A 12960-nucleotide genomic window follows, 5' to 3' on the forward strand; every position below is an offset into this window, starting at 1 on the left:
TTGGGCGCGTGCAGGAACTCCACGACGCCCCCCTCGCCCCGCTGACCACCTTCCGGCTCGGTGGTCCCGCCTCCCGCCTCGTCACGGCCACCACCGACGACGAGGTGATCGCGGCCGTCCGCGCGGCAGACGACGCCGGCACCCCCCTGCTGCTCATCGGCGGTGGCAGCAACCTCGTCATCGGCGACAAGGGCTTCGAGGGCACGGCGCTGCGCATCGCGACCCGGGGCTTCGCGCTCGACGGCACGACGCTGACGCTGGCCGCGGGCGAGAACTGGTCGGACGCGGTGGCCCGCACGGTCGAGGCCGGACTGGCCGGGATCGAGTGCCTGGCGGGCATCCCGGGGTCCGCGGGCGCCACGCCGATCCAGAACGTCGGCGCGTACGGCCAGGAGGTCTCCGCGACCGTCACCGAGGTCGTCGCCTATGACCGCCGCGCCGGGGAGACCGTCACGATCCCGAACGCCGACTGCGGCTTCTCCTACCGTCACAGCCGCTTCAAGCAGGACCCCGACCGGTTCGTCGTGCTGCGGGTGCGCTTCGCCCTGGAGGACGCCGGCGGGCTCTCCGCGCCCCTGAAGTACGCCGAGACCGCCCGCGTCCTCGGCGTGGAGCCGGGCGACCGGGTGCCGGCCGCCACCGCCAGGGAGACCGTCCTGGCCCTGCGCGCGGGCAAGGGCATGGTGCTGGACGCCGCGGACCACGACACCTGGTCGGCAGGATCCTTCTTCACCAACCCGATCCTCACCGAGGAGGAGCACGCCGCCTTCGTGCAGCGCGTCCACGACCGCCTCGGGCCCGACACCGCACCGCCGGCCTTCCCGGCGGGCGACGGCCGGGTGAAGACCTCCGCCGCCTGGCTCATCGACCGCGCCGGCTTCACCAAGGGCTACGGCAGCGGCCCGGCCCGCATCTCCACCAAGCACACCCTCGCCCTCACCAACCGCGGTGAGGCCACCACCGAGGACCTCCTCGCCCTGGCCCGCGAGGTGCGCGACGGTGTGCACGCGGCCTTCGGTGTCGCGCTCGTCAACGAGCCCGTGACGGTCGGCGTCAGCCTGTAGCCGACGCCGGGTCGTCCGCCAGCCAGGCGTCGATCCCCGCCAGCAGCCGCCGCTGCTCGTCCTCCGGCGCCCGCGAGCCGCGGACCGACTGCCGGGCCAGCTCCGCCAGCTCGGCGTCGGTGAAGCGGTGCGCGGAGCGCGCGATCTCGTACTGCGCGGCCAGCCGCGCGCCGAACAGCAGCGGGTCGTCCGCCCCCAGGGCCATCGGCACCCCGGCCTCGAACAGCGTCCGCAGCGGCACGTCCTCGGGCTTCTCGTAGACCCCCAGCGCCACGTTCGACGCGGGACACACCTCGCAGGTCACACCTCGGGAAGCCAGGCGGCGCAGCAGTGCGGGGTCCTCCGCCGCCCGTACGCCGTGGCCCACCCGCCCGGCGTGCAGATCGTCCAGACAGTCCCGCACGCTCGCCGGCCCCGACAGCTCACCGCCGTGCGGCGCGGCGAGCAGACCGCCCTCCCTGGCGATGGCGAACGCGCGGTCGAAGTCCCTTGCGAAGCCCCGGCGTTCATCGTTGGACAGGCCGAAGCCGATGACGCCGCGATCGGCGTAGCGCACCGCGAGGCGCGCCAGCGTCCGGGCGTCCAGGGGGTGCTTCATCCGGTTCGCGGCGACCAGCACGCGGATGCCGAGGCCGGTGTCCCGGGAGGCGCTCGCGACGGCGTCCAGGATGATCTCCAGTGCCGGGATCAGACCGCCGAGCCGCGGTGCGTACGACGTCGGGTCGACCTGGATCTCCAGCCACCCCGACCCGTCCCGGACGTCCTCCTCGGCCGCCTCGCGCACCAGTCTCTGGATGTCCTCGGGGGACCGCAGACAGGACCGCGCGATGTCGTAGAGCCGCTGGAAGCGGAACCAGCCCCGCTCGTCGGTGGCGCGCAGTTGGGGCGGCTCACCGCCGCGGAGGGCCTCGGGCAGATGTACGCCGTACTTGTCGGCGAGCTCCAGCAGCGTCGTGGCCCGCATCGAACCGGTGAAATGCAGGTGCAGATGGGCCTTCGGCAACCGGCGGACCTCACGAAAGCTCTCCATCCAGAGATCTTGCCGCATGCACCCGGCGCGCCGGTAGGGCCTTTCCCGAAGGGGTGTCCAAGGGAACGTGCGAGCGGGCGCCCGGAACCCTCCGGACGCCCGCTCGCACACGTCGGCTCCCGCCCGCCCGAGGGCGGCGGGGAGCCGCGATGTCAGTCCTTCGCCTCGGCCAGCAGCTTCTGCAGCCGGGAGACGCCCTCGACGAGGTCCTCGTCGCCGAGCGCGTAGGAAAGCCGCAGGTAGCCGGGGGTGCCGAAGGCCTCGCCGGGAACGACGGCGACCTCCGCCTCCTCCAGGATCAGGCCGGCCAGCTCGACGCTGGTCTGCGGGCGCTTGCCGCGGATCTCCTTGCCCAGCAGCTCCTTGACCGACGGGTAGGCGTAGAACGCGCCCTCCGGCTCGGGGCACAGCACGCCGTCGATCTCGTTGAGCATCCGCACGATCGTGCGACGCCGCCGGTCGAAGGCGACCTTCATCTCGTCGACGGCGGCGAGGTCACCGGAGACCGCCGCGATCGCCGCCGCCTGCGCGACGTTGGAGACGTTGGAGGTGGCGTGCGACTGGAGGTTCGCGGCGGCCTTGATGACGTCCTTCGGGGCGATCGCCCAGCCCACCCGCCAGCCGGTCATCGCGTACGTCTTGGCCACGCCGTTGACGATGATGCACTTGTCGCGCAGCTCCGGCACGACGACCGGCAGCGAGCTGAACTCGGCGTCGCCGTAGACCAGGTGCTCGTAGATCTCGTCGGTCATGACCCACAGGCCGTGCTCCGCGGCCCAGCGGCCGATGGCCTCGACCTGCTCGCGGCTGTAGACCGCACCGGTCGGGTTCGACGGCGAGACGAACAGCACCACCTTGGTGCGGGCCGTGCGGGCCGCCTCCAGCTGCTCGACGGTCACGCGGTACCCGGTGGTCTCGTCGGCGATCACGTCGACCGGCACGCCGCCCGCGAGGCGGATCGACTCGGGGTACGTCGTCCAGTACGGCGCCGGGACGATGACCTCGTCGCCCGGGTCGAGGACGGCCGCGAACGCCTCGTAGATGGCCTGCTTGCCGCCGTTGGTCACCAGGACGTTGGCGGCCTCGATCTCGTAGCCGGAGTCACGCAGCGTCTTCGCGACGATCGCGGACTTCAGCTCGGGGAGGCCGCCGGCCGGGGTGTAGCGGTGGAACTTGGGGTTGCGGCAGGCCTCGACGGCCGCCTCGACGATGTAGTCGGGCGTGGGGAAGTCGGGCTCACCGGCTCCGAAGCCGATCACCGGACGCCCGGCGGCCTTGAGGGCCTTCGCCTTGGCGTCGACGGCCAGGGTCGCGGACTCGGAGATCGAGCCGACGCGAGCGGATACCCGACGGTCGGTGGGCGATCCCTGGGGAGGGGTGGCGGGGGACGATGCAGAAGGAGTAGCAGCGCTCATATATGCATCGTCGCAGACCGCCGACCGGCCGGACACATGGGTTTGGCGGCACCACCCGGGACGTTTCTGTTCGACGCCCGGCCCGGAAGCACGTACACTCGCTGACCGTTGGCTCCCAACAGGCCGCCGCGACTCACGCACTTAGTGCAGTCGGCCGCATGCGGTAGGTTGGGGGAACCACAAAGGGTCGTAGCTCAATTGGTAGAGCACTGGTCTCCAAAACCAGCGGTTGGGGGTTCAAGTCCCTCCGGCCCTGCTACACGCACTTGATCACTCAAAGTGCGTGCACGCGTACGTACTGAAATGCACCGCCGTGCGGCTCAACCGGGCGCGGCACGGCCACGACCCGGATTCAGGTGAGGACGAGTGACGGACGCCCTGGGCTCCATCGACATGCCTGAGCGCGGTCGTTCCGACGATGCATCCGAGGAATCCCAGAAGAAGCCCCGTCGCGGCGGTAAGCGCGGCAAGAAGGGCCCCTTCGCGAGGCTCGCGCTCTTCTACCGCCAGGTCGTGGCGGAACTCCGCAAGGTCGTCTGGCCGACGCGCAGCCAGCTGTCGACGTACACCAGCGTGGTGATCGTCTTCGTTGTCATCATCATCGGTCTCGTAACCGTGATTGACTTGGGTATCAACCGAGTCGTCGGGTACGTCTTCGGCTGACCCCCGCGGAGGGCGCCTCAGCGGGCGCCTTTTCGCATGTTCAACCCCTTGAAGCAAGGAAGAAGCAGCCACGTGTCTGACCCGAACCTGAACGACGCCGCCGAGCCCGTCGCGGCTGCAGAGGCCGACGTTGACGAGGCCGTCTCGGCCGAGGTCGAGGGCGACGACACCGCTCTGGAGATCGTCGAGAACGCCGACGGCGCCGACGAGATCGACGCCGAGAACGCTGCTGCCGGCGAGCCCGCCGAAGAGGCCGCGGTGCACGTCGAGAACGACGCGGCCGACGAGGACGAGTCGGCGGAGCCGGCGGAGGAGCAGGAGCCGGTCGACCCGGTGGCCGCCCTCCGTGACGAGCTGCGCACCCTCCCCGGCGAGTGGTACGTCATCCACACCTACGCGGGTTACGAGAACCGTGTGAAGACCAACCTCGAGCAGCGCGCCGTCTCGCTCAACGTCGAGGACTTCATCTTCCAGGCCGAGGTGCCGCAGGAAGAGGTCGCCCAGATCAAGAACGGCGAGCGCAAGACCGTCCGGCAGAACAAGCTCCCCGGGTACGTCCTGGTGCGCATGGACCTGACGAACGAGTCCTGGGGCGTCGTCCGCAACACCCCGGGTGTCACGGGCTTCGTCGGCAACGCCTACGACCCGTACCCGCTGACGCTGGACGAGATCGTCAAGATGCTCGCCCCGGAGGCCGAGGAGAAGGCCGCCAAGGAGGCCGCCGCGGCCGAGGGCAAGCCGGCGCCGTCCCGCAAGGTCGAGGTCCAGGTCCTGGACTTCGAGGTGGGCGACTCCGTCACCGTCACCGACGGCCCGTTCGCGACGCTGCAGGCGACGATCAACGAGATCAACGCCGACTCGAAGAAGGTCAAGGGCCTCGTCGAGATCTTCGGCCGCGAGACCCCGGTCGAGCTCAGCTTCGACCAGATCCAGAAGAACTAGTTTCTTCCGGACCACCAGCCATACCGAGCAGGTCAGACGGGCTTCGCAGCCCTTCTGACCTGCTCGGTTTTTGGCCGCGCGACTATACCCGTTATCGTTGTGCGGTATGCCTCCATCCGGATGACCGGATTGCGGGGCGAAACAACTCTCACTAGGACCCGGAGAGAGCATGCCTCCCAAGAAGAAGAAGGTCACGGGGCTTATCAAGCTCCAGATCAGCGCCGGCGCCGCAAACCCGGCTCCGCCGGTCGGCCCCGCGCTGGGCCAGCACGGCGTCAACATCATGGAGTTCTGCAAGGCCTACAACGCCGCGACCGAGTCGCAGCGTGGCATGGTCGTGCCGGTGGAGATCACGGTCTACGAAGACCGCTCCTTCACCTTCATCACCAAGACTCCGCCGGCCGCGAAGCTGATCCTCAAGGCCGCGGGTGTGGAGAAGGGCTCCGGCGAGCCGCACACCAAGAAGGTCGCCAAGATCACCGACGCCCAGGTGCGCGAGATCGCCACGACCAAGATGCCCGACCTGAACGCGAACGACCTGGACGCCGCGGCGAAGATCATCGCCGGTACCGCGCGTTCCATGGGCGTCACGGTCGAGGGCTGACCGCCACCTCGTAGGCACCCCGTGGCAGGGCCAGGCGCTGGCCCGCACCACGACTCCATCTCCAGCACTCAGGAGCAGCAGTGAAGCGCAGCAAGACTCTTCGCACCGCGGACGCGAAGATCGACCGGGAGCGTCTGTACGCCCCGCTCGAGGCCGTCCGTCTCGCCAAGGACACCTCGTCCGTCAAGTTCGACGCGACCGTCGAGGTCGCCATGCGTCTGGGCGTTGACCCGCGCAAGGCCGACCAGATGGTCCGTGGCACCGTGAACCTTCCGCACGGCACCGGTAAGACCGCCCGGGTCCTGGTCTTCGCGACCGGTGACCGTGCTGCGGCCGCGGAAGCCGCCGGCGCCGACATCGTCGGCTCCGACGAACTGATCGACGAGGTCTCCAAGGGCCGTCTGGACTTCGACGCCGTCGTCGCCACCCCGGACCTCATGGGCAAGGTCGGCCGCCTCGGCCGCGTGCTCGGTCCGCGTGGTCTGATGCCGAACCCGAAGACCGGCACCGTCACCCCGGATGTCGCCAAGGCTGTCACCGACATCAAGGGCGGCAAGATCGAGTTCCGCGTGGACAAGCACGCGAACCTCCACTTCATCATCGGCAAGGTCTCCTTCGACGAGACCAAGCTGGTGGAGAACTACGCCGCGGCGCTCGAGGAGATCAACCGCCTCAAGCCGTCCGCCGCCAAGGGCCGCTACATCAAGAAGGCCACCATCACCACCACGATGGGCCCCGGCATCCCGCTGGACTCCAACCGCACCCGCAACCTCCTCGTCGAGGACGAGGCCGTCTGATCTCCTTGATCGACGCCTCGTAGCGCGTACGTCCCTCAGGCCCCGCTCTCCCCAGGGAGAGCGGGGCCTGAGGCGTTCGGTGTCGGTGCCCTGCACTACAGTCACCCCCGAGGTCCATAAAGGAGATCTAAAGGGGGAGCCTCAAGTGCGTAGCACTCGTATGACCGCCGCTGTGGCGGGAGTTGTCATGATGGCCGGTCTCACCGCCTGTAACGGCGGCAGCGGCGGCAGCGGTGGCGGGAGCGACGCGGCGGGGGAGAAGCAGTCTCCGTTGCAGGCCGCGCTGGCCTCGCTGCGGACGGCCTCGCAGCAGACGGACGGCGAGAAGTCCGCCAAGGTCGACGGCACGGTCAAGAACGGACCGTCGAACCAGGCCATGAAGGGCGCCCTGGACTGGTCCCAGGGCATGCGGATGAACGTCGACATCACCCAGTCCGGGACGCAGTCCCCGGTGGCGGGCAAGCCCATCAAGGCGCTCTACACGCCGCAGGCGATGTTCATGAACATGGGCGCCGCCGGAATGCCGCTGGGCGGCAAGTCCTGGGTGAAGTACGACTACGACGCCCTGGCCCAGAAGATGGGTCCGGCCGGCGCGCTGCTCAAGGACCAGATGCAGAACAACAACCCGACCCGTGCGATGGAGCTGCTGATCGCCTCGGGCAAGGTCAAGGAAGTCGGCAAGGAAGACGTCCGCGGCGTCCAGGCGACCCACTTCACCGGCACGCTTTCGGTGGCCGAGCTGACCCGTATGCAGTCCAAGAACATCAGCGAGTCGGACATGAAGGCCCTCCAGCAGCAGCTGGAGCAGTCGGGTACGAAGAACGAGACCATCGATCTGTGGATCAACGCGGACAACCTGCTGGTCAAGAAGCGCGAGCTGACCGACAGCAAGACCGCCGTCTTCGACTCGACGGTGTTCTACTCCGACTACGGCACCAAGGTCACCGTCGAGGAGCCGCCGGCGGGCGAGACCGTCGACTTCGACAAGATCTCCCAGTAGCCGGGCCGAGGGGGCGCCGTTGCCGCCCCCTCTTTGCCGATTTGCCTGAGCGCAGGCCGTCCCGTACCGTATCCGAGAAGCCAAAGACCGCTGGTTGTCTCTGCGCGTCCGATCTCGGGCGTGTGGTGGCCGAAGGATCCGCTAGCTATTGCGGACGGCCTGCGCAGGTATGTGTGGATGAACTCCCGGACGTATGCCCGGTCGAGTCACGCCCCGTGCGCCTGCGCCGGGGCGTTTGTTTTGCCCAGCCCCTTCTGCGCGGTCCTCATCACCCGGAAGGAGGCCGAGGCTCATGGCGAGGCCCGACAAGGTCGCAGCCGTCGAGGAGATTACGAACAAGTTCCGTAACTCCAACGCTGCTGTAGTGACCGCGTACACCGGTCTTACCGTTGCGCAGCTCAAGGAGCTGCGTCGTTCGCTCGGTGAGAACGCTCAGTACCGTGTGGTGAAGAACACGCTGACCAAGATCGCGGCCAATGAGGCCGGGATTCAGCTGGACGAGCACCTCAAGGGCTCGACCGCTGTTGCCTTCGTTACCGGTGACCCGGTCACGGCGGCGAAGGGTCTTCGTGACTTCGCCAAGGAGAACCCCGCTCTCGTCATCCAGGGCGGTGTCCTTGACGGCAAGGCGCTGTCCGCCGACGAGATCAAGAAGCTTGCGGACCTCGAGTCCCGCGAGGTTCTGCTCGCCAAGCTGGCGGGTGGCATGAAGGCGTCCATGGCCAAGGCCGCGGCGACCTTCCAGGCCCCGCTCACGAAGTTCGCCCGCACCGCGGACGCGCTTCGCAGCAAGGTCGAGCAGGGCGGTGCCGGTACGCCGGCTCCCGCCGAGGCTGCCGAGTAACCACTCGTCCGCCCAGCGGGCCCGTACGCCCGCCATTCATGTACATCCGGCACCAGCCGAATTAGTGGAAGGACCGCCACCATGGCGAAGCTCAGCCAGGAAGACCTGCTCGCGCAGTTCGAAGAGATGACCCTCATCGAGCTCTCCGAGTTCGTGAAGCTGTTCGAGGAGAAGTTCGACGTCGAGGCTGCCGCCCCGGTCGCCGTTGCCGCCGCCGGTGCCCCGGGCGCCCCGGCCGAGGCTGCCGAGGAGCAGGACGAGTTCGACGTCATCCTCACCGGCGCCGGCGACAAGAAGATCCAGGTCATCAAGGTCGTGCGTGAGCTGACCTCCCTGGGCCTGAAGGAGGCCAAGGACCTCGTCGACGGCACCCCGAAGCCCGTCCTCGAGAAGGTCGACAAGGCCGCCGCGGACAAGGCTGCCGAGTCCCTCAAGGGCGCCGGCGCCTCCGTCGAGGTCAAGTGACTTCACTGAGTCTCCGACTCACGTCCTGAGCGCCTGAGGCGCTCGGGGCACAGCGAAGGGCGATCACCCATGCGGGTGGTCGCCCTTCGGCGCTCTCGGCCACGGCTGCGTTGCCCCGGCCCGACGTGCGAGTATGGTGATCTTCGTCGTCCGGACAGGCCCTATGTGACGATCTCCCTGAGGTGGGGGGCCTTGACGAACCGGACGCGGCGCGCAATTCTCGGGACGCGACGCAGAAGCGATCCAGGGTCCGAGGCATGGATCGCGGACGAAGAGGGAAGCATCGGTGTGCGCCACTGGCGCAGGGCTTTCGGCAGGCGCAGGGCATTGGGCGTAGAGAAGAACAACGAGGAGTTCCTCCGGTTCGGAGGGCGAGACCTCCCGGAGGGAGAAGATCGGTATCACGGTGCTGAGCCGGTCTCCGGAACCTCGCTCTGGACATCAGTGTGCCAAGTGGCTACACTGACCCTTTGCGCTGCCTGTTAGCTGCTCCCTGCCCGTCACCAGGGGCATACCTGAATCCGAGTTCAGCTGGATGACCGCCCTGACCAGGGCTTTCCTTCCGACTGCTCGATCCGGGACCGGTACGCGCGTAGTGAGTCCGAGCCCTCGGAAGGACCCCCTCTTGGCCGCCTCGCGCAACGCCTCGACTGCCAATACGAACAACGGCGACAGCACCGCCCCGCTGCGCATCTCTTTTGCGAAGATCAAGGAGCCCCTCGGGGTTCCGAACCTCCTTGCGCTGCAGACCGAAAGCTTCGACTGGCTGCTCGGCAATGCCGCATGGAAGGGTCGCGTCGAGGCTGCGCTGGAGAGTGGGCAGGAAGTCCCCACCAAGTCCGGTCTCGAAGAGATCTTTGAAGAGATCTCCCCGATCGAAGACTTCTCCGGGTCGATGTCGCTGACGTTCCGCGACCACCGCTTCGAGCCCCCGAAGAACTCCATCGACGAGTGCAAGGAGCGCGACTTCACGTACGCGGCTCCGCTCTTCGTCACCGCTGAGTTCACCAACAACGAGACCGGCGAGATCAAGTCCCAGACGGTCTTCATGGGCGACTTCCCGCTCATGACGAACAAGGGCACCTTCTGCATCAACGGCACCGAGCGTGTCGTCGTCTCGCAGCTGGTCCGCTCGCCGGGCGTCTACTTCGACAGCTCCATCGACAAGACGTCCGACAAGGACATCTTCTCGGCCAAGGTCATCCCGTCCCGTGGTGCCTGGCTGGAGCTGGAGATCGACAAGCGCGACATGGTCGGTGTGCGCATCGACCGTAAGCGCAAGCAGTCCGTGACCGTCCTGCTCAAGGCTCTCGGTTGGACGACCGAGCAGATCCTTGAGGAGTTCGGCGAGTACGAGTCGATGCGCGCCACCCTGGAGAAGGACCACACCCAGGGCCAGGACGACGCGCTGCTCGACATCTACCGCAAGCTGCGTCCGGGCGAGCCGCCCACCCGTGAGGCCGCGCAGACGCTGCTCGAGAACCTCTACTTCAACCCCAAGCGCTACGACCTCGCCAAGGTCGGCCGCTACAAGGTCAACAAGAAGCTCGGTGGCGACGAGCCGCTCGACGCGGGTGTGCTGACCACCGACGACGTCATCGCGACGATCAAGTACCTGGTCAAGCTGCACGCAGGCGAGACCGAGACGACCGGCGAGTCCGGCCGGACGATCGTCGTCGAGACCGACGACATCGACCACTTCGGCAACCGTCGTCTGCGCAACGTCGGCGAGCTCATCCAGAACCAGGTCCGCACGGGTCTGGCTCGTATGGAGCGCGTCGTGCGTGAGCGCATGACCACCCAGGACGTCGAGGCGATCACGCCGCAGACCCTGATCAACATCCGGCCGGTCGTCGCCTCCATCAAGGAGTTCTTCGGCACCAGCCAGCTGTCGCAGTTCATGGACCAGACCAACCCGCTGTCGGGTCTGACCCACAAGCGTCGTCTCTCGGCGCTCGGCCCGGGTGGTCTGTCGCGTGAGCGGGCCGGCCTGGACGTCCGTGACGTGCACCCCTCGCACTACGGCCGCATGTGCCCGATCGAGACCCCCGAAGGTCCCAACATCGGTCTGATCGGCTCGCTGGCCTCCTACGGCCGGGTCAACGTCTTCGGCTTCATCGAGACGCCCTACCGCAAGGTCGTCGACGGCCAGGTCACCGAGGAGGTGGACTACCTCACCGCCGATGAGGAGGACCGCTTCCTGATCGCGCAGGCCAACGCGCCGCTGACCGAGGACATGCACTTCGCCGAGCAGCGTGTGCTGGTCCGTCGTCGTGGCGGCGAGGTCGACCTCGTCACCGTCGACGAGGTGGACTTCATGGACGTCTCGCCGCGCCAGATGGTGTCGGCCGCGACCGCCATGATCCCGTTCCTCGAGCACGACGACGCCAACCGCGCGCTCATGGGATCGAACATGATGCGCCAGGCCGTTCCGCTGATCAAGGCGGAGGCCCCGCTGGTCGGCACCGGCATGGAGTACCGCTGCGCGGTCGACGCCGGTGACGTCATCAAGGCGGAGAAGGACGGTGTGGTCCAGGAGGTCTCCGCGGACTACGTCACCGTCGCCAACGACGACGGCACGTACACCACGTACCGCGTCGCCAAGTTCACCCGCTCCAACCAGGGCACCTCCTTCAACCAGAAGGTCGTCGTGGACGAGGGCGCGCGGGTCATCGAGGGCCAGGTCCTCGCCGACGGTCCGTCCACGGACGAAGGCGAGATGGCGCTCGGCAAGAACCTGCTCGTGGCGTTCATGCCCTGGGAGGGTCACAACTACGAGGACGCGATCATCCTGTCGCAGCGCCTCGTGCAGGACGACGTCCTCTCCTCGATCCACATCGAGGAGCACGAGGTCGACGCCCGTGACACCAAGCTGGGCCCCGAGGAGATCACCCGGGACATCCCGAACGTCTCCGAAGAGGTCCTCTCCGACCTCGACGAGCGCGGCATCATCCGTATCGGTGCCGAGGTCGTCGCCGGCGACATCCTCGTCGGCAAGGTCACGCCCAAGGGTGAGACCGAGCTGACCCCCGAGGAGCGCCTGCTCCGCGCGATCTTCGGTGAGAAGGCGCGCGAGGTGCGCGACACCTCGCTGAAGGTGCCGCACGGTGAGATCGGCAAGGTCATCGGCGTCCGCGTCTTCGACCGCGAAGAGGGCGACGAGCTGCCCCCGGGCGTGAACCAGCTGGTCCGCGTCTACGTCGCCCAGAAGCGCAAGATCACCGATGGTGACAAGCTCGCCGGCCGTCACGGCAACAAGGGCGTCATCTCGAAGATCCTGCCGGTCGAGGACATGCCGTTCCTGGAGGACGGCACCCCGGTCGACATCATCCTCAACCCGCTGGGTGTCCCGTCCCGAATGAACCCGGGCCAGGTCCTGGAGATCCACCTCGGCTGGCTCGCCAGCCAGGGCTGGAAGGTCGAGGGTGTCGAGGAGGAGTGGAAGAAGCGTCTCCACGCCATCTCCGCCGACGAGGTCGCCCCCGGCTCCAACGTCGCCACCCCGGTGTTCGACGGTGCGCGCGAGGACGAGATCTCCGGTCTCTTCGAGTCCACGATCCCGAACCGCGACGGCGAGCGCATGGTGAAGGGCTCCGGCAAGGCGCGGCTGTTCGACGGCCGCTCCGGTGAGCCGTTCCCCGAGCCGATCTCGATCGGCTACATGTACATCCTCAAGCTCCACCACCTGGTCGACGACAAGCTGCACGCGCGCTCGACCGGTCCGTACTCGATGATCACCCAGCAGCCGCTCGGTGGTAAGGCCCAGTTCGGTGGCCAGCGCTTCGGTGAGATGGAGGTGTGGGCGCTGGAGGCTTACGGCGCCGCGTACGCCCTCCAGGAGCTGCTGACGATCAAGTCCGATGACGTGACCGGCCGCGTGAAGGTCTACGAGGCCATCGTCAAGGGCGAGAACATCCCTGAGCCCGGCATCCCCGAGTCCTTCAAGGTGCTCATCAAGGAGATGCAGTCCCTGTGCCTCAACGTGGAGGTGCTGTCCTCGGACGGCATGTCCATCGAGATGCGGGACACCGACGAGGACGTCTTCCGTGCAGCGGAAGAGCTCGGTATCGACCTGTCCCGGCGCGAGCCGAGCAGCGTCGAAGAGGTCTGACGGGTCTGGCCGGGGCTCCCACAAG

General features: G+C 67.7%; 11 protein-coding genes and 1 tRNA gene. 10 read left to right on the forward strand and 2 right to left on the reverse strand.

Features of this window, described 5'->3' with window-relative positions:
- Positions 1–8: 8 nt before the first annotated feature.
- A complete protein-coding gene (locus QOM21_RS20075; protein ID WP_407551960.1) occupies positions 9–1064 on the forward strand; it encodes a UDP-N-acetylmuramate dehydrogenase in 1056 nt (351 codons plus the stop codon).
- Here the strand turns inward: QOM21_RS20075 and QOM21_RS20080 are convergent.
- Together QOM21_RS20080 and QOM21_RS20085 are read right to left on the reverse strand one after the other, a co-directional pair.
- Complete coding sequence (locus tag QOM21_RS20080; RefSeq protein ID WP_407551962.1) at positions 1054–2094, reverse strand: adenosine deaminase; 1041 nt, start codon at positions 2092–2094, stop codon at positions 1054–1056. The genes QOM21_RS20075 and QOM21_RS20080 overlap by 11 nt on opposite strands.
- Before the next feature lie 152 nt (positions 2095–2246).
- On the reverse strand, positions 2247–3509 hold the full coding sequence (locus tag QOM21_RS20085; protein ID WP_407551963.1) for a pyridoxal phosphate-dependent aminotransferase: 1263 nt from the start codon (positions 3507–3509) through the stop codon (positions 2247–2249).
- A gap of 183 nt (positions 3510–3692) precedes the next feature.
- Between QOM21_RS20085 and QOM21_RS20090 the strand changes: the two genes are divergently transcribed.
- The 9 genes from QOM21_RS20090 (at position 3693) to rpoB (ending at position 12935) form a co-directional block, all read left to right on the forward strand.
- Positions 3693–3765, forward strand: a tRNA-Trp gene (locus tag QOM21_RS20090).
- Between the two features lie 110 nt (positions 3766–3875).
- On the forward strand, positions 3876–4172 hold the full coding sequence (secE, locus tag QOM21_RS20095) for a preprotein translocase subunit SecE (protein WP_407551965.1): 297 nt from the start codon (positions 3876–3878) through the stop codon (positions 4170–4172).
- Positions 4173–4244: 72 nt separating this feature from the next.
- Positions 4245–5114, forward strand: a complete 870-nt coding sequence (gene nusG / locus QOM21_RS20100; RefSeq protein ID WP_407551967.1) for a transcription termination/antitermination protein NusG — start codon at positions 4245–4247, stop codon at positions 5112–5114.
- A gap of 169 nt (positions 5115–5283) precedes the next feature.
- Complete coding sequence (gene rplK, locus QOM21_RS20105) at positions 5284–5718, forward strand: 50S ribosomal protein L11 (protein WP_401474424.1); 435 nt, start codon at positions 5284–5286, stop codon at positions 5716–5718.
- An 80-nt stretch (positions 5719–5798) separates the two neighbouring features.
- The gene (rplA, locus tag QOM21_RS20110) at positions 5799–6515 is read left to right on the forward strand and encodes a 50S ribosomal protein L1 (RefSeq protein ID WP_407551969.1); all 717 of its coding nucleotides are present in this window, start codon (positions 5799–5801) and stop codon (positions 6513–6515) included.
- A gap of 145 nt (positions 6516–6660) precedes the next feature.
- The gene (locus tag QOM21_RS20115) at positions 6661–7515 is read left to right on the forward strand and encodes a hypothetical protein (RefSeq protein WP_407551971.1); all 855 of its coding nucleotides are present in this window, start codon (positions 6661–6663) and stop codon (positions 7513–7515) included.
- 292 nt (positions 7516–7807) lie between these two features.
- Positions 7808–8359 (forward strand): 50S ribosomal protein L10, encoded by a 552-nt coding sequence (gene rplJ / locus QOM21_RS20120; protein ID WP_393892715.1) that lies wholly within the window; start codon positions 7808–7810, stop codon positions 8357–8359.
- A gap of 81 nt (positions 8360–8440) precedes the next feature.
- Complete coding sequence (gene rplL, locus QOM21_RS20125) at positions 8441–8824, forward strand: 50S ribosomal protein L7/L12 (protein ID WP_393892714.1); 384 nt, start codon at positions 8441–8443, stop codon at positions 8822–8824.
- Between the two features lie 625 nt (positions 8825–9449).
- Positions 9450–12935 (forward strand): DNA-directed RNA polymerase subunit beta, encoded by a 3486-nt coding sequence (rpoB, locus tag QOM21_RS20130; RefSeq protein ID WP_398553592.1) that lies wholly within the window; start codon positions 9450–9452, stop codon positions 12933–12935.
- Positions 12936–12960: the final 25 nt, after the last annotated feature.

Source organism: Streptomyces sp. Pv4-95, assembly GCF_045782725.1.
Taxonomy (GTDB): domain Bacteria; phylum Actinomycetota; class Actinomycetes; order Streptomycetales; family Streptomycetaceae; genus Streptomyces.